The organism is Xenorhabdus szentirmaii DSM 16338, assembly GCF_002632585.1.
In the GTDB taxonomy this organism is placed as follows: Bacteria; Pseudomonadota; Gammaproteobacteria; order Enterobacterales; family Enterobacteriaceae; genus Xenorhabdus; species Xenorhabdus szentirmaii.
The window spans coordinates 585,907-610,026 of sequence record NZ_NIBV01000001.1 but is presented as its reverse complement, the minus strand read 5'-3'; the positions used below and the strand labels follow the sequence as shown (position 1 = coordinate 610,026).

The following is a 24,120-nucleotide window of genomic DNA, read 5'->3' as shown; positions in this document are numbered from 1 at the left end:
CGCGGGAATAGCTCAGTTGGTAGAGCACAACCTTGCCAAGGTTGGGGTCGCGAGTTCGAGTCTCGTTTCCCGCTCCAATTCTATAAAATCTAAATCCTATTACAACACTTTTTCTCTTTTTTAACATCTGAACATCAGATTAAAAAGCCCTTCTTTCATTCATTCGAAAATTCCTTTTAGATCATACATCCCTTTCAGAGCATGGCGTTAAGAGAATAACGGTGCTATCCGGGATCATCGCGCAGCAAATCCAAATCCCTTGGCGGTATGGATTAAAGACAGGGAGTACTTCATATTGAATACCAGTTTGTGCAGATAAAGCACAGTGAGTGGTTTGACGTGTTTTCCTAAACCCAGCGCCCTCAGTAGCTTAATAGGAGTGTTATTGGTGCAATAATAAAATCTAATTGACTATTATATTTTGTTCAATGATTTAAAAACATATTCCTATAATATGGATTTCTTGGGTTTAAGTATTATATTATAAACATCTCTGGTTTTTTATCGAAATCCTCTTGAAAAAAGTATAGTAATTAGTGATGAAATAAAAATATGTTTTTTGTATATGCATTATTTACGATTAAAAATATCTTTTTTCAGATGAATCTTATTCTGGTAGAGGTGGTAAATGATAGGCGTTAATAATACACATATTGGTTATTTATATACTTGAATTTCATTGCTATTAATTAAAAAGTAAAAAAACAAATTAATGAGTTAAAGATATTAATTAATCTTTGACATATTTTCAAAGCATTAAGATGTTTTTTCCTTTGAATAATATTACAGACTTAAAAGAGGTACGGGGACAGGGTAAATAAACCGAAAAATTTATTTCCAATGAGTTTGTAGGTCTGAGCTTTATTAATATTTAACACTGAATAAATTTCGGTGAGTCATTCCACTTTCAGTATGTAATTTTATATGTTTTCTGTTCAGTTATAGGGCTGGATTTTTTTCGACTTTTTTAAATAAAGTGTATTTATTGGAAGGAGCATGAAAAATATGATGAGAACTGGTGAAGAATATATTAATGCGTTATGTGATGGAAGAACCGTTTTTATTAATGGGGAGAGCATCACAAACCATGTTGATCACCCCGCATTCAGGAATTCTATTAGAACCATTGCAAACTTATATGATTATAAAATTGCCCATGCGGATGAAATGGCTTTCAAGACAGAAGACGGAAAGCAAATGAGCCTGCATTGGCAATTACCGACGACACCAGAAAGGTTAATTGCACGTGGTTATTTCTCCTATGAATGGGCGAAGCAGACAGCGGGCTGGGTTGGAAAAGGCCCTAATCATGTTGCTTCAATGCTCGTGGGGATGATGACGCATATTGAATTATTGGAATCGCATTCGCCAGAGCGGGCTAATGCATTCCGGGATTATTTTGCCTATGCGAGTGAAAACGATCTCTACCTGACTCATGCGTTGGTTAACCCCCAGGGGGACCGCTCAAAAACCCCCGGAGAACATACCAAGAATCTCTATCATTCGCTGGGCATCGTAGAAAAAAATGACAAGGGCATTATTGTCAGGGGCGCCAAAATGCTGGCGACGGGAGCAGTATTGGCGGATGAAGTGCTGGTGGGTGCTCAGAAACCACTTAAACAAGGGATTGATGAGAGGTATGCACTCTGTTTTGCCATGCCGCTCAACGCAAAAGGCATCAAAATCATTGCCAGAAATTCTTATGAATTTGGCAAAAATGCCAAGGATTATCCGCTGTCTTCCCGGTTCGATGAAAACGATTCCATGCTCTATTTTGATGATGTACTGGTGCCTTGGGAACGGGTGTTCATTTGTGAAGATATAGACGCCATCTTTAACTTGATGGGAGTCACAGCGGCCCCTGTTCTGATGGATATACAGAGTATGGCCCGCTATGTTGTGAAATTACATTTTTTGGCAGGCCTGGCGCAGGAAATGACGGAAATAAATGGCGTTGATCAGCTGCCTGCGGTAAAGGAATCACTGGCACAACTCGCCAGTTATGCGATGAATATTGAGGGCTTGTTTAAGGGGGTACTCCATTGCCCGGAAGTCCACAATGGCTATTACTTGCCCAACAGAACGCAACTTTCTGTCTATCAGGTTATCTCTCAGTCATTGTATCCGAAGGTGATGGAAACGATCCGGAAATTGGCCGGTGGGGGAATTCTAATGTTGCCTTCCGGTGAAGCCGATTTAGAAAATGATGAAATTCTGGCATTCATCGAAAAATCACAGTATTCATCCATTACGTCTCCAGTCGAAAGGATAAGAATGATGAAATTGGTATGGGATGCGGTTGGTTCAGAGTTTGCGTCAAGGCATCAGCAATATGAATTGTTCTATACCGGTGCGCCTTATCAGACACTGGCGCGTCTTTATCATCAATATAACTGGCAGGCGTCGAAGGAATTGGTTGAAAAAATTAAGATGCTCTAAGTTTAGGGGTATTTTTTGTCGTCTATACCTCATGGATTTCAAGTTGTGGTTGGCATGCTGCAACTTGAAAAACAATGTCACATAACCACACCATAGTCACATAAACCCAAGAAATACCACCGACTCATTTCCCCCGCCTGTTGTTTGCGTTCCCGATGAGACTGGAATTTAATTTTTAATGGCGATTTGCCACAGATCACACAAGGTTCTATTTTTTAACTCCGCCGAAAATATCAACTCCCCCCGAAGAGCATATAAACGCAAATATTATGCTTTGTTATTTTTATGCAACGATCATGCCTTATGCGTTTTTATTTGTTTTTATGATTGAACTGATGTTGATGAAATAATAACGTTATTATGATTGTTATACTTTTTGATTAATCAATTGAAAACATTTTCTACAATATAGTTTATTGTTTTATTAGAGTTAGTATGATGCTGTAAACATTTTATAGCTTTTTTTATCAATATTTCCCTGAGAAAAAATGTATAGTTACCCAGCGTAAGGTAAAGAGGGGTTTTATATGTTTTTTGTATTATTAAAAACATTTTTGAAATGAATCATTTTGGTTGATAGGCGTATTGTTAAAAGGTAAGGGGCAATAAGATGTATATTGCGTATGTGGCTAATTTTTATTTTCATTAATTGAAAAATAAAAAATCAATTAACATATTAAATCGTCACTTAATTTTTAGGGTGTTTTTCGTCACATCAGGGATATTTTTTAATATAATTATATTCATTGGATTTCAAAGGGTAGCCAGGAAAGCTGCAACCTGGGATACTGCGAGAATATAAGGTTTGCATTGATGTTTAATGATAAATTAATTCTATTTCCTTAATTTTATATTTAAGGTGAGTTTTTTTATACGCTTGTCGTTTAGTCGCCAATATGAGCGTGTTTTTCATGAGCACGTTTAAATAAAATCGTATGGGTTGAAAGGAGTATGAAAAAAATGATGCGAACTGGTGAAGAATATATTAATGCCTTGCGTGATGGGAGAACCATTTTTATTAATGGGGAGAAAATAACAAATCATGTTGATCACCCCGCATTCAGAAATTCTATTAGAACCATCGCGAATTTATATGATTATAAAATTGCGAACCCTGATAAAACGGCTTTTAAAACCAAGGATGGAAAGCAAATTAGTTTATATTGGCAGTACCTTCTATACCAGAAAAATTAATTGCGCGTGGTCATGCAGCCTATGAATGGGCGAAGCAAACAGTGGGCTGGCTTGGAAAAAGCCTTGATTATGCCGCTTCAATGTTGGTTGGAATAATGACGCACATTGAGTTATTTGACGCCTATTCCCAAGAACGAGCTGATGCTTTCCGAAAGTATTCATCCGTCGCGTCTCCAGTCGAAAGGATAAGAATGATGAGGCTGGTGTGGGATGCGGTTGGTTCAGAGTTTGCATCAAGCCATCAACAATACGAATTGTTCTATACCGGTGCGCCTTATCAGACACTGGCACGTCTTTATCATCAATATAACTGGCAGGCGTCGAAGGAATTGGTTGAAAAAATTAGGGTGCTTCAGGTTTAGGAATATTTTTTGTTCATTGAACTCGGAGAACGTATAAACAATTATTGAAACTTCTTGGCTTCTATTTTGATAGATCTTCTGAAGTATTAGATAGATCTTAAGTATTAGACCTCAAGTTGCAGTCTGTAAGCTGCAATTTGAAACAGTAAAAACATATTGTGCCTAAAAAACGATAACTGCCATTAACTAAATTAACCCGCCTATTATTTGCTATCACGATGAAACCGGAATTTGATATCGCTTTTCTGCGTAATCCACAGGAATATATTTCAGTGCATTGAAAAGTAAAATTTTTATTGGCACTGATAAGGTAATGCCCCGATAAACATCACGGAGAATCTGCGCCTGTGAAAATAGGGAATAATGACAATTTGCACGAATGGCATTGGCAGATTTCCACGTTTTGTCATATCCAACATTTGTATCATCGTTATTTTAGTCTCAAAAGTCCCGGCTGGGGGCGATTATCTTTTTTGTCACTGAGCAATGGTGCTGATTAAAAACTTCTTTTCTGAACCTTTTAAAAAAGCGTAACTCGCGATAGGAGCATAGAAGAGATGATAAGAACCGGAGAAAGATATTTGGATGATATGCGTGATGGACGCACTATTTTTATTAATGGGGAGAAAATTACAAATCATGTCGACCATCCCGCTTTCAAAAATGCCATCAGATCTGTTGCCCGCCTATATGATTACAAGGCTGAACATACTGATAAAATGGCGTTTAAGGCGGAAAATGGCGAGCTGATGAGTCTTTACTGGCAATTACCCACGACACCAGAAAAATTGATTGCCCGTGGTCAGGCCGCCTATGAATGGGCCAGGCAAACAATGGGATGGTTGGGCCGAACCCCTGATTATGTTGCTGCGGCATTGGCGGGAATGATAACGCATATTGAGCTGTTTGAATCTTACTCCCAAGAACGTGCTGATGCTTTGCGAAATTATTTTTCCTATGTGAGTGAAAACGATCTTTATTTGTCTTATGCGTTGATTAATCCACAAGGCGATCGTTCAAAAACCCCCGGTGAGCATACAAGGAATCTTTATCATACGCTGGGTGTGGTAGAAAAAAATACCAAGGGCATTATTGTCAGAGGTACAAAAATGCTGGCAACAGGGGCTGTACTGGCAGATGAAATTCTGGTGGGTTCACATAAGCCACTTAAGCCGGGAATTGATGAGCGATATGCGCTCTCGTTTGCTCTGCCACTCAATACAAAAGGGATCAAAATTATTTCAAGGAAATCCTACGAGTTCGGCATAAATCCTAAAGATTATCCGATATCGTCTCAATTCGATGAAACGGATTCCATGATCTATTTTGATGATGTGTTGGTGCCTTGGGAAAGAGTTTTTGTCTTTGAAGACATTGAGATGATTGCCAACCAGCTAGGCTCAACGATGTCAGAAGCCATGATGGATATACAAAGTTTGGCGCGTTATGTGGCGAAATTACATTTTCTGGCGGGGCTGGCTCAATCCATGGTTGAGGTGAACGGCGTTGCCCAAATCCCCGCAGTCAAGGAATCCCTTGCCCAGTTGGCCTGCTATGCCGTGAGTGTTGAGGCATTGTTCAATAGTGTACTCCATTGTCCAAAAGTTCATAACGGGTTTTATTTACCGGATAAAACCCAGCTTGATACGTATCGTGTTCTCTCTCAGTCAATATATCCAAAGGTATTGGAAATCATCAGGAAACTGGCGGGTGGTGGTGTGTTGATGTTGCCATCAAGTGAAGCTGATTTGGAAAATGATGAGATTTTAGGCATCATTGAGAAAGCGCAGTATTCGTCCCTTGTTTCGCCGGTTGAACGGGTCAGGATGATGAAATTGGTATGGGATGTCATAGGGTCAGAGTTTGCTTCAAGACATCACCAATATGAACTGTTCTATGCAGGTGCTGAGTTTCAGACACTGGGACGGCTTTACAATCAATATGACTGGGGAGCATCGAAGGCGTTGGTCGAAAAGATAAAAACAATCTGAGTGGGTTTTTATCACACTATCGAAGCCACCTCAGTTGCTAACCGAATTGTTGAAGGAACGGAAGAGTGCCGGCCTGCTGGCGTTGGCACTTTTTAGCTATCCTGCCGGCCTCAGTGAATCCAGCCCGGACATCCAGAATAATTTGTTGATAAAGCACTTGCTATCCTACTCCAACAGGTCCATAATGCCGCCTCATTTTTGAAGAGGAAGAGGAAAATTTCTCCACTAGTGTTGAAAATAGGTGGATGAATTTTTAATTTCTTGGCTAATTTCTGGCATTTTCTGCCACGATTCAATTCTTATTTTTTATCCACAGTATTTAAGGTCAGCTTCATACTTGATTCGCCAATGGCGCTTTACTTGTTACACAGAGTTATCCACAAGTCGCTTATCTGTATTTGTATTATTTTACTCATCATTCTCAATAATGAGTTATGAATAACTTATTGATTAATTAAACTAATTAACCTCATTTAAAAATGCGTTGATTAATATTTATCCTGTGTTTGTCTGTTGATCAGAAACACCTTTTTATTTTATTCACAAGGAAACAGAAGATTTTTTTGACTAAAAATCTTATTGGCTGATTATTAAGCATCCCGGGGTAAACCTTTCGTTATCGCCCGGATCAATCGTTTTTGTTGTGAAGTTTGTACTTCGATCGTATTGGCATTTCTGCGGGTCAGTTGTTGGTCAATCGCCCAGTGGATATGCTCATCTAAAACTTCGCCCAAACCGATCCTTTTTTTCAACGCTAACACGATGTCATCCTGATAGGGTGCATTCCCCAAGGCAACAGAAATATTACGCAACCAGCGTAGATAACCAATGCGGCGAATTGCAGATCCTTCCGTAATTCGCAGAAATTTCTCTTCGCTCCAGTTGAACAAGTCAAGTAATTCAGGTGCATGCAATGCTGCTCGCGGGCTGAAATCCTTCTCATCCGTCAATTGTGAAAAGCGATTCCACGGGCAAATCAACTGGCAGTCATCGCAGCCATAAATACGGTTACCCATTAACGGGCGAAATTCTTCCGGTATCGCTCCTTCCAGTTCAATGGTCAGATAAGAAATGCAACGTCGGGCATCAATAGTATGTGGCTCGACAATAGCCCCTGTTGGGCAGGTTGTCATACAGGCGACACAGCGACCACATTGTTCTTCTTGAGGCGTATCAACAGGCAAGGGGAGGTTAATCAGCAATTCGCCAAGGAAAAACCAGGACCCCGATTCCCTGTTCAATATAAGTGAGTGTTTACCAACCCATCCAAGGCCGGCTTTTTCAGCCAATGGGCGTTCCATGATCGGTGCAGAATCGACAAAAGGGCGAAAATTCAGCGTTCCTTCATAGGCATGATCACTGCAATAATCCTGAATTTTATCGCCGAGTTTTTTGAGACGTTGGCGCAATAATTTATGATAATCTCTGCCCAGTGAGTAGCGACTAACATAACCCATCTGTGGGTTATTTAGCGTACTGGCAAAAGCGGCTTTCGCAGGCAAATAATTCATCCGCACACTGATGACCCGCAAAGTTCCGGGCAGCAGTTCATGGGGGCGCGCGCGCATCATGCCGTGGCGTGCCATCCAATCCATTTCGCCGTGATATTGATTATCAAGCCACGCCTGTAATCTTGGCTCTTCTGCGGATAAATCAGTGTTACAGATGCCTACTTGCTGGAAGCCAAGGGCAATGCCCCATTGTTTGATGTTTTCTGCTAAAAGGCTTAGGTCGAGAGGGGTTGTCATGAAATATTAATTTACTGCTGTAGAAGGGGCGTAGATTAACATAGTGTAGGTTGAATACAAAAAATGCAGTATACAGAGATGCAGAAGATATTGAAGGATAATATCTGAATTATGTTATGGTTATTGGTTAAACTATTTTACTAAACTACTTTTCGCAGTTTGGTTATAACTCAATGAATAAAATAGATTATTTTTCGATGAAAGAACTCGTTTTATTACTTACGGATGAAAGCGCGACCGTTGCATTAGGCAACGCGGTGGCAGCAATTGGCGATCGCGGCTATGTTATTTATTTATATGGTGATCTCGGTGCGGGAAAAACCACTTTCAGCCGTGGTTTCCTACAGGGGCTTGGGCATCAGGGGCATGTGAAAAGCCCGACTTATACACTGGTTGAACCTTATGAATTGCAACCTCGCCCGGTGTACCATTTTGACCTTTATCGTTTGGCTGATCCCGAAGAGCTTGAGTTTATGGGTATTCGTGATTATTTCCATCAGGATTCTATCTGTTTGGTGGAATGGCCACAGCAGGGAGCGGGTGTTTTGCCTGAAGCCGATATTGAGCTGCACTTGAGTTATGACAGCGACGGGCGGCAGGCACGTTTTGTGGCGTTATCTGAATATGGTGAAAGTTTGTTGGATAATTTGAAATCCTGATGAAGGAAGACTCGACCATGCTGAATGCCTGTTTCATGAATACGTTGTTTGTGAATAGAAGCGTGAATAAGAGCGTGAATAGAAACAAAAAATGGTGCACCCACGGTCTGATAACCTGCATTTTGTTTGTCATGTTAAGCCAGCTAATCATGGCATCAGCGGCATCAGCGGCATTGTCGTCTACGTCTGCATTGTCGAATATTCATGTGAGTAATCGCTCATCTGAAGCGACAGTCACACTGGAATTCACGGGTGAACATCCTGAATATCGTTTCTTCTCCCTGCATTCCCCTGACCGTTTGGTTGTGGATTTGCGTCAGGCTGGCAAAATAGCCGGATTACCGATGCGGTTATCTGGGCAGGATCTTGTCAGGCTTGTACGCTCCAGCCAGCCGCCTGATTCACGTCATCAGCGAATTGTGCTGGAACTGGCACATAAAGCGACGGCCTCATCTTCAGTGAAGAGGATTGGGGGGAAATCTCAGGTCGTTATTGCGCTAAAAGCGCATGGTGCAGCCGGTAACACATCGGTATCCAAGAATAGTGTTTCCCATGCTTCTTCGCATGAAAGTAAGCAATTACAAACTCATGCCGCTCCGGTTGCAAAAGCAACTTCGGATCATCCTGAGAAGAGTGTGAGAAAACAAACGGCACAAGTTCAACATGGGAAAGGCATGTCCCATATAGTGGTTGCGATTGATGCAGGGCATGGCGGGCAAGATCCCGGCGCAATCGGTCAGCGTGGGCTGAAAGAAAAGGATGTCACCATCAGTGTTGCACGTAAGCTGGAAGTGCTGTTGCGCACGGACCCCATGTTTAAGCCCATATTGACGCGCAACGGTGATTATTTTATTTCTGTGGCCGGACGTTCAGAAGTGGCCCGTAAGCATAAGGCCAATATGCTGGTATCCATCCATGCCGATGCAGCACCTAATCGCAGTGCCAAAGGGGCTTCTGTCTGGGTGCTTTCTAACCGGCGGGCAAATAGTGAGCTGGGCAATTGGTTAGAGCAGCATGAAAAGCAATCTGAATTACTGGGAGGAGCCGGTGATGCCCTCGCGAATGGGACTGATCCATTTTTAAGTCAGGCAGTGCTGGATTTACAATTTGGTCATTCGCAGCGAGTCGGCTACGACGTTGCCATGCAGGTATTGAGCCAATTGATTAAAATAGGCTCTTTGCATAAACGAACACCTGAGCATGCGAGCCTGGGGGTTTTGCGTTCACCGGATATTCCGTCCATTCTGGTGGAAACCGGTTTTATCAGCAATCAGTCAGAAGAGGCATTGCTGGGCTCAACGCAATATCAGGAAAAATTAGCTCAGGCCATTCATCTTGGGTTGCGCCAATATTTTCAGGCCAATCCATTACAAATCGCGCCAAAGTAGCTTATGCAATAGGCTTTAATCCGTAAAATTAAGACCATAAGTAAGACTGAGACAGTAAGTAGGCGAATATGGCTATCAAGATATTACCCCCACAATTGGCAAACCAAATTGCAGCAGGTGAAGTGGTTGAGCGTCCTGCATCTGTGATCAAAGAGCTGGTGGAAAATAGCCTTGATTCCGGTGCCACCCGTATTGATATCGATATTGAGCGTGGCGGTGCGAAGTTGATTCGGGTCCGGGATAATGGTTGCGGAATTAGTCATCAGGATCTTACTTTGGCATTGGCGCGTCATGCTACCAGTAAAATTGCGTCGTTGGATGATCTGGAAGCGATAGTCAGCATGGGGTTTCGTGGAGAAGCACTGGCCAGTATCAGTTCTGTTTCGCGGTTGACACTGACATCTCGCCCTGAGGGTCAGGGTGAAGCCTGGCAGGCTTATGCGGAAGGCCGTGATATGAACGTTACGGTTAAACCAGCGGCTCACCCCGTTGGGACAACGGTTGAAGTGCTGGATCTGTTTTATAATACGCCCGCTCGCCGCAAGTTTTTGAGAACAGAAAAAACGGAATTCGGACACATTGATGAAGTTGTCCGCCGAATTGCCTTGGCGCGGCTGGATGTTGCTATCAATCTTAACCACAATGGCAAATTGGTGCGTCAGTATCGCCCTGCTAAAGAAGAATCCCAGCATGAGCGGCGACTGGCGGCAATTTGTGGTACTGCATTTGTGCAAAATGCACTGGCATTATCATGGCAGCATGACGCCTTATCCATCAAAGGGTGGGTTGCCGACCCCATGAATGCTGGCGTTGGAGATATTCAATATTGCTATGTCAACCGGCGCATGATGCGGGACAGATTGATTAATCATGCCATTCGTCAGGCTTATCAGGATCTGATTCAGGGAGAACAGCAACCCGCTTATGTCCTGTATTTAGAGGTTGACCCGCATCAGGTGGATGTCAATGTGCACCCTGCTAAACATGAAGTGCGCTTTCATCAGGCACGTTTGGTTCATGACTTTATTTATCAGGGGGTTGCCGCAGTATTGCAGCAACGCTGTCAGGGAAACGGGTTAGCTTTTGATGCTCAGGAAGCGGCAGTGAATTGGGTGCCGGAAAATCGTCCTTCAGCAGGGGAAAACCATTTTCTCCGGAAAAGTATTACGCCAGCAGACACAGCGCCTTCCCGACCTCATGATAGCGGGAGCAAAAAAGAGGGCGAAGAACGCTCACCTGCAAAGGCTGGTGGTAAATCAGCGCAATCACATCATGGGGAAAGCTATCAGAAAAAGCAGGGAGAAATGTACCAGAAGTTGATGCAGTTTCCCCCACAGGAAAAGCGCCCATTGTTTCCGGAAAGAGATGCCCCGCCCTTTGAATTATCTGATTCCAGCCTGACGCCCATGCCTGTGACATCGGCGCCAGTGGAACCGGTAATCCGTGACAGTCGTCATTTGAGTCAGGTTTCGGGTACTGAAAAAGTATATAGCTTCGGGAAAGTATTAAGTATTTATGCAGAATGCCATGCGTTGATTGAATCCTCATCAGGCATCGCTTTGCTCTCACTGCCGGTGGCTGAACGCTGGCTGAGGCAGGCACAATTGACGCCGGGTGATCAGGGGCTAAAATCTCAACCGTTGCTGATCCCATTGAAACTTTCCCTTAATCAGGCAGAAATGGGCGTTTTGAAGCGAAATAGTGAATTATTGAAGATTTTTGGCATCGAATCTACAGTCGCACATGGAAAAGTAACCATTCATGCGGTATCGTTGCCTTTGCGTCAACAGAATTTGCCGAAACTTTTGCCGGAACTGTTGGGCTATCTTGGGGAACAATCCTCAGTTTCTGCTGAGCAGGTTGCAATTTGGTTTTCCCGCCATGTAGATAGCAAGCAGACAACGTGGAACGTCGCACAAGCTGTACAGCTTTTGGCTGATGTCGAGCGTCTTTGTCCTCAACTGGTGGGAACGCCGCCGGAAGGGTTATTACAATTAATCGATTTACAAGTAGTGGTGGCACGTCTTAATCATGAGTGATGTAAAAACTCAACATCTGCCGACAGCCATTTTCATTATGGGACCTACGGCTTCGGGAAAAACGGCGTTATCGATCGCTTTGCGCCAGCATTTGCCAGTTGAATTAATCAGTGTTGATTCTGCTTTGATTTATCGCGGAATGGATATTGGGACAGCAAAGCCCTCTGCTGAAGAACAGGCACTGGCCCCCCATCGTCTTATTGATATTCTCGATCCCGCTGAAGTTTACTCTGCTGCCGATTTTCGTCGTGATGCCCTGAAAGAAATGGCAGAAATCACCGCATCAGGGAGAATTCCACTCCTGGTTGGCGGAACCATGCTATATTTCAAAGCATTACTGGAAGGTTTATCACCTTTGCCTTCTGCAAATCCTGAGATTCGGGCCCGGATAGAACAGGAAGGGGCGGAACTTGGGTGGGATGTATTGCATCAGCAATTACAGGGGATTGACCCCGTTGCGGCTGTCAGGATTCATCCAAATGATCCACAACGTCTTACGCGTGCACTGGAAGTTTTTCGGATTTCGGGTAAAACTCTAACTGAACTAACAGAAACTTCTGGGGAAATATTGCCATATCGCGTTCATCAATTTGCGATCGCACCCGCAAATCGTGAAATTTTACATCAACGCATCGCTGACCGTTTTGAGCAAATGATTGCATCAGGGTTTGAAGATGAGGTAAAAGCGCTTTATGCTCGTAAGGATTTGCATACCGATTTACCCTCCATTCGTTGTGTAGGTTATCGCCAGATGTGGTCTTACCTTGGAGGTGAAATATCTCATGATGAGATGGTTTATCGTGGCATCTGTGCGACACGCCAATTGGCCAAGCGTCAGATCACGTGGCTCAGAAGTTGGAACAATGTGACTTGGTTAGATAGCGAACAACCTAAACAATCACTAAATACAGTTATGCAGGTTATTAGTACATAAATTCATTGATTGTGTACAATTGATCAGAACAAAGTATCATTTTTGAGTAGTTACTTTTTCGAACCAAAAGGTTCTTAGTTAAAACAACAAAATAAGGAAAATATAGAATGGCTAAGGGGCAATCTTTGCAAGATCCATTCCTGAACGCCTTACGGCGTGAAAGGGTCCCGGTTTCTATTTATTTGGTCAACGGCATCAAATTGCAGGGTCAGATTGAATCTTTTGACCAATTTGTCATTTTACTGAAAAACACGGTTAGTCAGATGGTTTACAAACATGCCATCTCTACTGTTGTGCCTTCTCGCCCTGTATCTCATCATGGTAGCAACCAAAATGCACCAGCGGGTGTTGGTAACTATCATTCTGGTGCGAACCCAGCTGTACAACAGGAAAGTGATGGCGCTGAGTAAATCAGTGACCATACCTGAAGTAAATAAAAACATAGGTAGGGAGACTTTACCTATGTTTTTTCCTATGGATTTTTACTCAGCCTGAGGGGTTGCACCGTTGTTTGATCGTTATGAAGGCGGAGAATTAGCCGTTCTGGTGCATGTATTCTTCTCGCAGGAAAAAGACACGGAAAATCTCAATGAATTTGAATCATTGGTCACTTCCGCAGGTGTTTCTCCTGTGCAGATTGTAACGGGAAGCCGGAAGGCGCCTCACCCGAAATATTTTGTCGGGGAAGGTAAGGCAGAAGAAATTGCCGAAGCTGTCAAAAACAGTGGCGCGGACGTGGTGCTGTTCAACCATGCCCTGAGCCCGGCCCAAGAGCGCAATCTTGAACGGTTGTGCCAATGCCGTGTGGTTGATCGCACAGGTGTCATTCTGGATATTTTTGCCCAGCGGGCAAGAACGCACGAAGGCAAATTGCAAGTTGAGTTGGCGCAATTACGTCATTTGTCTACCCGCTTGGTTCGGGGCTGGACTCACCTTGAACGCCAGAAAGGGGGGATTGGTTTACGTGGCCCGGGGGAAACCCAGCTGGAAAGTGACCGCCGTATGCTGCGTGACAAAATCAAACAGATTCTGGGGCGTCTTGGCAAAGTTGAAAAACAACGTGAACAAGGGCGTCAGGCCCGCACTAAAGCGGATATCCCTACTGTTTCCCTCGTGGGCTATACCAACGCCGGCAAATCCAGTTTGTTCAACCAAATCACGTCAGCTGAGGTTTATGCGGCCGACCAGCTTTTTGCGACTCTTGATCCGACATTGCGCAGAATAGAGGTCAATGATGTTGGTGCAGTGGTTTTGGCGGACACGGTTGGTTTCATCCGTCATTTACCCCATGATCTAGTCGCTGCATTTAAGGCGACGTTGCAGGAAACCCGGCAAGCAAAACTGTTGCTGCACGTCGTTGATGCTGCTGATGCCCGTCTTGATGAAAATATCCTCGCCGTTGATAGCGTCCTGGAAGAAATTGAGGCCCATGAAATTCCATCCATGTTGGTAATGAATAAAATCGACATGCTGGAAGATTTTGTTCCTCGTATCGACCGTGATGAAGAAAACCGGCCTGTCAGGGTCTGGGTATCAGCGCAGACGGGAGATGGTATCCCGTTGTTGTTGCAAGCATTGACCGAGCGCCTTTCAGGTGAAATCGCACACTATGAATTGCATCTTCCTCCGGAAGCCGGGCGATTGCGCAGCCGTTTCTACCAGCTTCAGGCCATTGAGCGTGAATGGATGGAAGAAAGTGGCCTGATGGGGGTTGAAATCAGGATGCCGATTGCAGATTGGTGTCGTCTGTGTAAACAGGAACCTAATTTACCGGACTATATTTACCTGACTATGTAGTCTCGATTGATTGGCTCGGAGCAACAAACAAGGTATTATTTTGCTTGCCATTTCAAGGAGCTTCCATTCATGGAATGGCGGTGATGGGATGGTGGTGATAATGAAGGTGTCAGAATCGCAGTGCTATCATCCGCACCTTCACATACATCACCGAAAAAATATTGGTTGCTTACAAAAACGATGAAATTCGTCGTTTCTGCCCATGGAGGCCGCTGTCAGACCTGTTGAAACAGGCAACGGCCTGTGAAGTGGGAGGCCTCACCCGTCAGGGTGGAGAGCAGTCACCTCTGAAAAACCAGTAAAACTAAAAAGTGGAGCTAAAACATGGCGTGGAATCAGCCCGGTAATAACGGACAGGACCGCGACCCGTGGGGAAGCAGCAATAATAATGGCGGCAACTCCGGCGGCAACAATAAAGGTGGTCGAAACCGCGGGGCAACTGATCTCGACGATCTGTTCCGTAAGCTGAGTGAAAAACTCGGTGGCAAAAAAGGTGGAAATGGTTCTGAAAAGGGCCCTCAATTTGGCGGGCGCATTATTGGCGTTGCCGTTGCTGTTGCAGTTGCTGTCTGGGTTGTAAGTGGTTTTTATACGATTAAAGAAACCGATCGGGGTGTCATTACCCGGTTTGGTAAATTCAGTCATCTTGTCGGTTCTGGCTTGAACTGGAAGCCTACGTTCATTGATAACGTGCAGACCGTTAACGTTGCGATGGTTCGTGAACTTGAAACATCAGGCGCAATGCTGACAGCAGATGAAAACGTTATACAGGCTGGGATGAACGTTCAGTACCGTGTAGCTGATCCTGAAAAGTTTCTTTTCAGTGTGACCAATCCTGAGAATAGTCTTCGTCAGGCGACAGATAGTGCTATCCGTGGGGTTATTGGCGAATCTACCATGGAAGAGATCTTGACGGGAGGGCGTGCGGCTGTTCGTAATAAAACTCAACAAGCATTAGATAAAACCATTAAACCATATAAGATGGGTATCGAAGTACTTGATGTCAACTTTCAGACTGCACGTCCACCAGAAGAAGTTAAAGCGGCATTCGACGATGTGATTGCAGCTCGTGAGCAGAAGCAACAAACCATCCGTGAAGCGGAAGCTTACAAAAATGAAGTAATACCCAAAGCAAAGGGTGAAGCAAAGCGTATTACTGAAGATGCTGAAGCTTACAGAGCGAGTGTGGTATTTAATGCACAGGGGGAAGTTGAGCGTTTTGCAAAAATTCTGCCGGAATATAAGCTTGCGTCTCAAATTACTCGTGAACGCCTTTATATCGAAACAATGGAACGTGTGTTGAGCAATACACGCAAAGTCATTGCAAACGAAAAGAGTAATAACATGTTGTTGCTGCCGATGGATTCTGTCACCAGTGATCGGGCTAAAGCATTGCAACACGATGTGTCCAATAATACAGCGATACACAAAGTGATTCAGTCACATCAATCAACACAAGCGGGGAAAACTGGCGCTTATGGCGCGAGTGGTGACCTGCGAAATGATACGGTCAGAACAGGGAGGCCATAATAATGCGTAATTCATTTATTGTTGGGATTATTGCGGTATTGGTTATTCTCTATTCATCCGTCTTTACCGTGAAAGAAGGTGAACGTGGGATTGTGTTGCGTTTTAGTAAAGTTGTGCGTGATGCAAATGATAACCCTGTTGTTTATGAGCCGGGGTTACACTTTAAAATTCCATTTGTAGAAACGGTTAAAACGCTTAATGCCCGTATTCAAACGCTGGATATCACCGCCGACCGTTTCTTGACGAATGAAAAGAAAGACCTCATGGTTGACTCTTACTTAAAGTGGAGGGTTAAAGATTTCAGTCGTTATTATCGTGTAACAGGTGGAGATACCTCTCGTGCTGAAAACCTATTGAAACGTAAATTCACGGACCGTCTACGTGCTGAAATTGGTCGTCTTGATGTAAAAGGCATTGTGACTGATTCCCGTGGCCGTTTAACGACAGATGTCCGTGATGCGTTAAACGAAGGAACGCATGAAGAGAAGGCGGAAAAAAAGGGTGTTAATAACGATGTTGCCCCTATTGCGCCAGTCACTGAAGAGATAAACAGTACTCAATCCGCCATTAATGTAAACAGTATGGCTGAGTTAGGGATTGAGGTGGTTGATGTTCGGATCAAGCAAATAAACTTGCCACCGGAAATTTCCGATGCCATCTATCAGCGTATGCGTGCAGACCGTGAAGCTGAAGCCCGTCTCCTGCGTTCAGAAGGTCTGGAAGAAGCTGAGGAAGTCCGTGCTAAAGCTGATAAAAAAGCGACCGAAACCAAAGCTGAGGCCAACAGTAAAGCACTTTCTATACGCGGTGACGGTGATGCGGAAGCCACCAGATTGTTTGCAGATGCATTCAGCAAAGATCCTGAATTCTACGCCTTTGTCCGTAGCCTGCGTGCTTACGAAAATAGCTTCAAGAATGAAGGTAACATTATGGTTCTCAGCCCGGATAACGATTTCTTCCGTTACATGAAAGAACCATCCAAACAGCGTTACAATAAAAATGACTGAGTGAGTTTGTTAAGGGAATTGGATGGGCAAATAGCGAGAGATTCCCTGAGTTGACAAAATATGGCGGATATCGCTTAGTCGCTTCTAAGCCACTGTAAAAAACATACAGTGGCTTTTTTGTATGCTTCTGTCATAGCGAATGTTTACTTAACAGCCCGTTTATATGACGAAACGAAATAACAGAAGTGACAAAAAATACTGAAAGGTGCTAAATGAGATGGTAGAATCCATTTTTAAGCAACCGAGTGAACTTTTGAAATGGGTAAGAACGTTGTCGTATTGGGCACCCAATGGGGTGACGAGGGCAAGGGTAAAATCGTCGACTTACTGACTGAACGAGCTAAGTACGTAGTTCGTTATCAAGGGGGCCACAACGCGGGCCATACACTAGTCATCAACGGTGAAAAAACCGTTCTCCACTTAATCCCATCTGGGATCTTACGTGAAAATGTCATTAGCATTATCGCAAATGGGGTCGTTTTAGCACCAGATGCTTTGATGAAAGAAATGAAAGAGCTTGAATCACGTGGGGTCCCTGTACGTGAGCGCCTGCTGATTTCTGAAGCTTGTCCGCTGATCCTGCCTTACCATGTTGCACTGGATAACGCTCGCGAAAAAGCGCGTGGCGCCAAAGCAATTGGTACAACTGGCCGTGGTATCGGTCCTGCATATGAAGACAAAGTTGCACGTCGTGGTCTTCGTGTTGGTGATCTGTTCGATAAAGAAACTTTCGCTGCTAAGCTGAAAGAGATCATCGATTACCATAACTTCCAACTGGTTAACTACTACAAAGAACCTGCTGTTGACTATCAGAAAACACTGGATGAAATTCTGGCTGTTGCTGATATTCTGACTGGCATGGTGGTTGACGTTTCTGACTTGCTCTACAAAGCAACTCAGAAAGGTGAGCTGGTTATGTTTGAAGGTGCTCAGGGTACACTGCTGGATATCGACCACGGTACCTATCCTTATGTGACTTCTTCCAACACAACCGCTGGCGGCGTTGCGACAGGCTCCGGTTTGGGTCCGCGTTACGTTGACTATGTACTGGGTATTGTTAAGGCATACTCCACCCGTGTTGGTGCAGGTCCATTCCCGACTGAACTGTTTGATGAAACAGGTGAATACCTGCGTGAGAAAGGTCAGGAATTTGGTGCGACCACAGGTCGTAGCCGCCGTACTGGTTGGTTGGATATCGTGGCTATTCGTCGCGCGATCCAAATCAATTCACTGTCTGGCTTCTGCATGACCAAACTGGACGTGCTGGATGGCCTGAAAGAAGTGAAAATCTGCGTGGGCTACCGTCAGGCTGATGGCACTGTCATCGATACGACACCACTGGCAGCAGAAAACTGGGAAGGTCTGGAAGCTGTTTATGAAACTCTGCCTGGCTGGGATGAAAGCACTTTCGGTGTGAAAGAGCACAGCCAGTTGCCGCAGGCAGCACTGGACTACATCAAACGTGTAGAAGAGCTGACCGGCGTACCTGTTGATATTATTTCTACAGGTCCAGATCGTGCAGAAACCATGATCCTGCGTGATCCATTTGATGCTTAATTGATTCTTTAATCTTTTAGGCACACATAACCGGGCTTTATGCCCGGTTTTTGTTTTTATGCCACTCGTTTTGCTTAATTTTTAAAATACCCACATAATGATGAATAACTAACGAAAACCAATACACAGACATATTCTGTCTTGGTTCCAAATAAATTCCGTTATATTCGGTCTCCCAGAGGTGAGTGTGCAGTTAACCAGTTTTACCGATTATGGATTACGTGCCCTGATCTACATGGCTTCTTTACCAGAAGGGCAAATGACAAGCATTACAGAAGTCACTGAGGTTTATGGTGTCTCACGTAACCATATGGTAAAAATCATCAATCAACTTAGTCACTTAGGATTGGTGAATGCTGTCAGAGGAAAAAATGGCGGCATCAGACTGGGTAAATCTGCCAGTGATATCAGAATTGGTGATGTGGTTCGTTCATTGGAGCCACTGTCATTGGTTAATTGTAGTGCCTGTCAAATCACGCCAGCATGTCGCTTAAAATCAGTCTTGAATCAAGCGGTAGAAAATTTTTTGGAAGAGTTGGATAAACATACTTTGGCCGACATGGTTAAAGACAATCGTCCCCTTCATCAATTGCTTTTGACAAAGTGAAGCAAGGGGATATACAGCTTGCTGATGACAACAGAGGAATGACGATGTCAAAAGATCCTTTTCGGGAACGAGAGGCCGAAAAATACGAATCTCCAATTCCAAGCCGTGAATACATCTTGGATATCATTTCTAAACACACCATTCCGGTAAGCCGTCAGGAACTAGCACAAGAACTTCAGTTAACCAGTGCGGAAGCACAGGAAGCATTGCGTCGCCGTCTGCGGGCAATGGAACGTGATGGGCAGTTAGTTTTTACCCGCCGTCAATGTTATGCGTTACCAGAACGATTGGATTTGTTGAAAGGAACGGTAATAGGGCACCGGGATGGTTACGGTTTCTTGCGTGCAGAAGGCCACAAAGAAGATTTCTATCTGCCTGCCGAGCAGATGAAAATGGCGATCCACGGTGATGTCATTCTGGCACAGCCGTTGCGCCCGGATAGAAAAGGCCGCATTGAAGTGCGGATTGTACGGGTATTGGAGCCAAAGAACAGCCAAATTGTTGGCCGGTATTTCATGGATGCAGGCATGGGATTTGTGGTCCCTGATGATAGTCGCCTGAGTTTCGACATTCTGATCCCTAAAGATGAAATTTGCGGGGCAAGGATGGGGAATGTGGTGGTCGTTGAATTGACAAACCGCCCGACCCGTCGAACCAAAGCCATTGGTAAAATTGTTGAGGTGCTGGGTGAAACAATGGGCACGAATATGGCGGTTGAAATCGCACTTCGTACCCATGAAATTCCTCATAGCTGGCCGCCGATGGTAGAAAAACAGGTGTCCTCCCTGGATGAACAGGTTCCGGAATCCGCTAAACTTGGCCGTGTTGATTTGCGTGAATTGCCACTGGTTACGATCGACGGTGAAGATGCCCGAGATTTTGATGACGCCGTGTATTGTGAAAGAAAACGCGGTGGTGGCTGGCGCTTGTGGGTAGCAATTGCGGATGTGAGTTACTACGTTCGCCCACAAACCCCATTGGATACAGAAGCACGTAGCCGTGGCAACTCGGTTTATTTCCCTTCTCAGGTCGTACCGATGCTGCCGGAAGTGCTGTCGAACGGATTGTGTTCACTGAATCCGGAAGTCGACCGCCTGTGTATGGTGTGCGAAATGACGGTTTCCGCTCAGGGCAAGCTCTCTTCCTATAAGTTTTACGAAGCAGTGATGAACTCGCATGCGCGTTTGACGTATACGAAAGTCTGGAAGATTTTGCAGGGTGACCAAGAGCTGAGGGATCATTACAAGCCATTGGTGACGCATATTGAGCATTTGCATGAACTGTATCAGGCGCTGGAACAGGCCCGCGAAGAGCGTGGGGCGATTTCGTTTGAATCAGAAGAAGCCAAGTTCATCTTTAACGCGGAACGCCGCATTGAGCGCATTGAACCCGTTGTACGCAATGATGCCCATAAACTGATTGAAGAATGCATGATTCTGGCTAACATTGCGGCAGCTCGCTTTGTTGAAAAAAATAACGAACCAGTGTTATACCGTATTCATGATCGCCCGAAAGAAGAGAGCATCCTGAACCTTCGCTCAGTCTTTCATGAATTGGGGCTGACTTTATTGGGTGGTCTGAAGCCAGAGCCCAAAGATTATGCGCAATTGATGAAAGATGTTGCGGCGCGACCCGATCATGAATTGCTGCAAACTATGTTGCTGCGTTCCATGAAACAGGCAATCTATGAGCCTGAAAATCGGGGGCACTTCGGTTTGGCGTTGCGTGCTTATTCTCATTTTACTTCGCCGATCCGGCGCTATCCTGATTTGGCGCTGCACCGTGCTATCAAGTATTTGTTGTCGCAAGAAAAGCAGGCAGAAGAAAGTGTTGTTGAGCATCGCGGAACGCCAACGGGTGGCTGGCACAATGATATGGAACATATGCTGCAATTGGGTGACCATTGTTCCTTGACTGAACGCCGTGCCGACGAAGCAACAAGGGATGTGGCTGATTGGCTGAAATGTGATTTCATGCAGGATCAGGTGGGGAATGTTTTCACTGGGTTAATTACCAGCGTGACAGGCTTCGGTTTCTTCGTTCGCCTGAACGACTTGTTCATTGATGGCTTGGTTCACGTTTCAACATTGGATAACGATTATTACCGATACGATAATGTCGGCCAGCGTTTGATTGGTGAATCGTCCGGGCAGACTTACCGCCTCGGAGATGAGGTTGAGATCCGTGTGGAAGCTGTTCACATGGATGAGCGTAACATTGATTTCGCCTTGCTTTCAACGACACGTAAAGCCCGCAACCAAGGCAAGACAGGGCGTGATAAGGCGAAAAAAGGCAAGCCAGAGCGTAAGAATGGCAAAAAAGGTCGTGATAATAAAAAATCAGCCAATTTTGAACCAGACAGCGCTTTTCGCAAAAAGAAAAAAGCGGAAGAGTCACGGCCCGATAATAAGCCGGGCAAAAAGAAAAAACCGTCAGATAAAACCAAAAAAATTACGGCAAAACTGAAAGCGAAACGTGTGAAAAAAAGCACGGAAAAATAACCTGATCCCCAACGGATTTCAAAATGCGGCCGGCAAAGCGGCAAGTTGAAAGACAGAGGGGATAGCCGCATTCAGTAAACATTCAGTAAATAGTTAATTAGTGAGTCAGGTATCAGCCAGCCATGAGTGAAATTATCTACGGTATCCATGCCGTTAAAGCTTTATTAGAAAGTGATCCACAGCGGTTCATGGAAGTTTATGTATTGAAAGGGCGGGAAGATCGCCGTTTAACCCCGCTGTTGCAAGAGTTGGAAAGTATCGGCATCGCAGTACAACTGGCTAATCGCCAATGGCTGGATACCCAGACAGAAGGCGCTGTTCACCAAGGCATTATTGCGCGGGTCAAGCCGGGACGCCAATATCAGGAAAACGATTTGCCTGATTTGTTGTCCCGGTTGGAGCGCCCATTCTTGTTGGTGCTGGATGGTATTACTGATCCGCACAACTTGGGGGCTTGCCTGCGTACTGCGGATGCTGCGGGTGTTGATGCGGTCATTGTTCCTCGCGATCGCTCGGCACAACTGAATGCAACCGCCAAAAAAGTGGCGTGTGGTGCAGCAGAAAACGTTCCCCTCATCCGAGTGACTAACCTTGCCCGTACCCTGCGTTTGTTGCAAGAACACAATATCTGGGTTGTGGGTACAGCGGGCGAAGCGACACATTCTCTATATGAAAGCAAACTGGCTGGCCCGATGGCGTTGGTCATGGGGGCGGAGGGTGAAGGTATGCGCCGCCTGACCCGCGAGCATTGCGATGAGCTGATTAGCATCCCAATGGCAGGTTCAGTGTCTTCCCTGAACGTATCGGTGGCAACAGGGGTATGTCTGTTCGAAATCGTGCGCCAGAGACGCTCGCAGTAACGTCATGTTCTACGTATCATAAAGGGGTTCTGTGTAAGACCCCCATACAGCCGGGCATCATTCCAAACGGGTGGCCCGGCCAAACTATTTACAGCAGCTCTTTATCGAGTTTATTCTTTAACACCATCAATGGTGAATTTTCCGGCGAAATCATGCCAGATATTGGCAGTAAATAGGTTTGCTCCAGCATAAATTGCCCCGACATCGCAGCATGAGGGGTCTGATCTGAATAACAAATCCAGGTACTGCCAGCAGGAAACTGAACCTCCAACTGAGCACCTTGTTGCTGGTATTCTTGATTGGCTTTCATCGCATCGTGCAGCCCGAGCATCAAATGGTCATAATGGGTACGGCGGCTTTTGGTTATCCCCAATTGGTGCTGTAGCCAGCTGTTGAGCCGTGAATAGCTTCGGGTTGCAGGCAGGAATTGATCGGCAATTTTGGGGAACTTATCACCAACCCGCCAGACCCGTGGTTTGCCCTCAGGATTGATATTGGTGAATATCCGCAGAATACGTTGCCCCTGAATCGGCCTGGAAGGAAACGCATCTACATGTAACCGGCTATCATCCTTACGCCAGGAATTACCGGCTTTCCATGTCGTTATCGGATGGACCCGCAGCGAATTGACAGGAGAATGCAGCGTTGATGCATACGCAGGCAGAAGGTGCTCAATCAATTGCTGACAGTACTGATAATAACGTTGCAGCAGTGCATGTACGGGTTGTTCATTAGCCTGCAATGCCACCCCTGTTATTTTACGGCCATCGGGCCGATAGCTGATATTCTTGCGTCCGGCTTCGACTGTATCCTCCCTGAGTAGCATTTGCTCTTCTTGCTCCAGAGAGAAACTCAGTTCTGGCAGGTAGAGAACCTTTCCCAGCTCCAAAGAAATAAGGGCATTCTGTTGTACTGATTGAGGTACGTTCTCTGACCAGCTGTGCAATAACAGCGTTTCAATCACTTCATCAAACTCAAGCTGGTGTCCAGCCATCATATACTCCGCTTTTTAAAATTTGTCTGAATAATAAAGCCTTTTATCTACTTAACTCCATGATTATATTGTCATGCTGTGTTGCTGACGAGCATATTCGCGTATACCTCTAAACTGTGCAATATCCCACCCGCGGTAATAAGCTACTACAATATACCTGACATGGATGTCTGACGATGCCTGACATAGATACCTGACAGAGTTGTTGATCCCATTGAGTCATACGTTGAAAAGTGACTGAATAACGCTGAAATAGCTCAGTTGCAGATGTATTGTGAGCAATGAATGTTAGTCCGCCTGGGCAGCAGGGCTCGCCAGTTGAGTCTGGAACGCAATGTACTCAGTATCAGGCCAAAGACGACTTGATCAGCCATTGAAAAAGGGAGGGTCATTACATCACGACATTCTGCAAGATGGCATAAGATGACCTGAAAGAACAATAAACGCGTTTTTTATATACCCGTACCTTGAGTTTTTTATAGGGTGCGGGTATAGTGACGCGTCGATTTTTCA

19 protein-coding genes and 1 tRNA gene are annotated in these 24,120 nt (G+C 44.9%); 18 read left to right on the top strand and 2 right to left on the bottom strand.

Annotated features, from left to right (window positions below; translation table 11 throughout):
• The first annotated feature begins 1 nt into the window (after position 1).
• The 5 genes from Xsze_RS02840 (at position 2) to Xsze_RS02825 (ending at position 5,986) form a co-directional block, all read left to right on the top strand.
• Positions 2 to 77 (top strand) — tRNA-Gly (locus Xsze_RS02840).
• A 928-nt stretch (positions 78 to 1,005) separates the two neighbouring features.
• A complete protein-coding gene (locus tag Xsze_RS02835) occupies positions 1,006 to 2,439 on the top strand; it encodes a 4-hydroxyphenylacetate 3-hydroxylase family protein (protein WP_038242396.1) in 1,434 nt (477 codons plus the stop codon).
• Between the two features lie 951 nt (positions 2,440 to 3,390).
• Positions 3,391 to 3,633: a 4-hydroxyphenylacetate 3-hydroxylase N-terminal domain-containing protein gene (locus Xsze_RS22565; protein ID WP_244590060.1), complete on the top strand. Its 243-nt coding sequence runs from the start codon at positions 3,391 to 3,393 to the stop codon at positions 3,631 to 3,633.
• Positions 3,603 to 3,995 (top strand): 4-hydroxyphenylacetate 3-hydroxylase C-terminal domain-containing protein, encoded by a 393-nt coding sequence (locus Xsze_RS02830; RefSeq protein WP_038242330.1) that lies wholly within the window; start codon positions 3,603 to 3,605, stop codon positions 3,993 to 3,995. The genes Xsze_RS22565 and Xsze_RS02830 overlap by 31 nt, the downstream gene beginning before the upstream one ends.
• A gap of 557 nt (positions 3,996 to 4,552) precedes the next feature.
• Complete coding sequence (locus Xsze_RS02825; RefSeq protein ID WP_038242333.1) at positions 4,553 to 5,986, top strand: 4-hydroxyphenylacetate 3-hydroxylase family protein; 1,434 nt, start codon at positions 4,553 to 4,555, stop codon at positions 5,984 to 5,986.
• 590 nt (positions 5,987 to 6,576) lie between these two features.
• On the opposite strand, the gene queG is transcribed toward Xsze_RS02825, so the two are convergent.
• Positions 6,577 to 7,734 carry a tRNA epoxyqueuosine(34) reductase QueG gene (queG, locus tag Xsze_RS02820; RefSeq protein WP_038242335.1) on the bottom strand — a complete coding sequence of 386 codons (1,158 nt, stop codon included), beginning with the start codon at positions 7,732 to 7,734 and terminating at the stop codon, positions 6,577 to 6,579.
• Between the two features lie 197 nt (positions 7,735 to 7,931).
• On the opposite strand from queG, the gene tsaE reads away from it, so the two are divergent.
• From tsaE to rlmB, 13 genes are all read left to right on the top strand, one after another.
• The gene (gene tsaE / locus Xsze_RS02815) at positions 7,932 to 8,393 is read left to right on the top strand and encodes a tRNA (adenosine(37)-N6)-threonylcarbamoyltransferase complex ATPase subunit type 1 TsaE (protein ID WP_038242398.1); all 462 of its coding nucleotides are present in this window, start codon (positions 7,932 to 7,934) and stop codon (positions 8,391 to 8,393) included.
• Complete coding sequence (gene amiB / locus Xsze_RS02810) at positions 8,393 to 9,781, top strand: N-acetylmuramoyl-L-alanine amidase AmiB (RefSeq protein WP_084616406.1); 1,389 nt, start codon at positions 8,393 to 8,395, stop codon at positions 9,779 to 9,781. Before tsaE ends, amiB begins: the two co-directional genes overlap by 1 nt.
• 68 nt (positions 9,782 to 9,849) lie before the next feature.
• Positions 9,850 to 11,820 (top strand): DNA mismatch repair endonuclease MutL, encoded by a 1,971-nt coding sequence (gene mutL / locus Xsze_RS02805; protein ID WP_038242338.1) that lies wholly within the window; start codon positions 9,850 to 9,852, stop codon positions 11,818 to 11,820.
• Positions 11,813 to 12,754, top strand: coding sequence for a tRNA (adenosine(37)-N6)-dimethylallyltransferase MiaA (miaA, locus tag Xsze_RS02800; protein ID WP_038242340.1), 942 nt, complete (start codon positions 11,813 to 11,815; stop codon positions 12,752 to 12,754). Before mutL ends, miaA begins: the two co-directional genes overlap by 8 nt.
• A 107-nt stretch (positions 12,755 to 12,861) precedes the next feature.
• The gene (hfq, locus tag Xsze_RS02795) at positions 12,862 to 13,164 is read left to right on the top strand and encodes an RNA chaperone Hfq (protein WP_038242342.1); all 303 of its coding nucleotides are present in this window, start codon (positions 12,862 to 12,864) and stop codon (positions 13,162 to 13,164) included.
• 97 nt (positions 13,165 to 13,261) lie between these two features.
• Positions 13,262 to 14,551, top strand: coding sequence for a ribosome rescue GTPase HflX (hflX, locus tag Xsze_RS02790; RefSeq protein WP_038242343.1), 1,290 nt, complete (start codon positions 13,262 to 13,264; stop codon positions 14,549 to 14,551).
• Between the two features lie 161 nt (positions 14,552 to 14,712).
• Positions 14,713 to 14,853, top strand: a complete 141-nt coding sequence (locus Xsze_RS22065; protein WP_167331036.1) for a hypothetical protein — start codon at positions 14,713 to 14,715, stop codon at positions 14,851 to 14,853.
• A gap of 22 nt (positions 14,854 to 14,875) precedes the next feature.
• Positions 14,876 to 16,081, top strand: a complete 1,206-nt coding sequence (gene hflK, locus Xsze_RS02785) for an FtsH protease activity modulator HflK (RefSeq protein WP_038242345.1) — start codon at positions 14,876 to 14,878, stop codon at positions 16,079 to 16,081.
• 2 nt (positions 16,082 to 16,083) lie between these two features.
• The gene (hflC, locus tag Xsze_RS02780) at positions 16,084 to 17,088 is read left to right on the top strand and encodes a protease modulator HflC (RefSeq protein ID WP_038242347.1); all 1,005 of its coding nucleotides are present in this window, start codon (positions 16,084 to 16,086) and stop codon (positions 17,086 to 17,088) included.
• 258 nt (positions 17,089 to 17,346) lie between these two features.
• Positions 17,347 to 18,645 carry an adenylosuccinate synthase gene (locus Xsze_RS02775; protein WP_038242349.1) on the top strand — a complete coding sequence of 433 codons (1,299 nt, stop codon included), beginning with the start codon at positions 17,347 to 17,349 and terminating at the stop codon, positions 18,643 to 18,645.
• 187 nt (positions 18,646 to 18,832) lie between these two features.
• Complete coding sequence (nsrR, locus tag Xsze_RS02770) at positions 18,833 to 19,252, top strand: nitric oxide-sensing transcriptional repressor NsrR (RefSeq protein WP_038242351.1); 420 nt, start codon at positions 18,833 to 18,835, stop codon at positions 19,250 to 19,252.
• A gap of 44 nt (positions 19,253 to 19,296) precedes the next feature.
• Positions 19,297 to 21,753, top strand: coding sequence for a ribonuclease R (gene rnr / locus Xsze_RS02765; RefSeq protein WP_038242354.1), 2,457 nt, complete (start codon positions 19,297 to 19,299; stop codon positions 21,751 to 21,753).
• 122 nt (positions 21,754 to 21,875) lie between these two features.
• Complete coding sequence (rlmB, locus tag Xsze_RS02760; protein ID WP_038242355.1) at positions 21,876 to 22,613, top strand: 23S rRNA (guanosine(2251)-2'-O)-methyltransferase RlmB; 738 nt, start codon at positions 21,876 to 21,878, stop codon at positions 22,611 to 22,613.
• An 88-nt stretch (positions 22,614 to 22,701) separates the two neighbouring features.
• Here the strand turns inward: rlmB and kdoO are convergent, their stop codons facing one another.
• Positions 22,702 to 23,607 carry a Kdo hydroxylase KdoO gene (kdoO, locus tag Xsze_RS02755; protein ID WP_038242358.1) on the bottom strand — a complete coding sequence of 302 codons (906 nt, stop codon included), beginning with the start codon at positions 23,605 to 23,607 and terminating at the stop codon, positions 22,702 to 22,704.
• Positions 23,608 to 24,120: the final 513 nt, after the last annotated feature.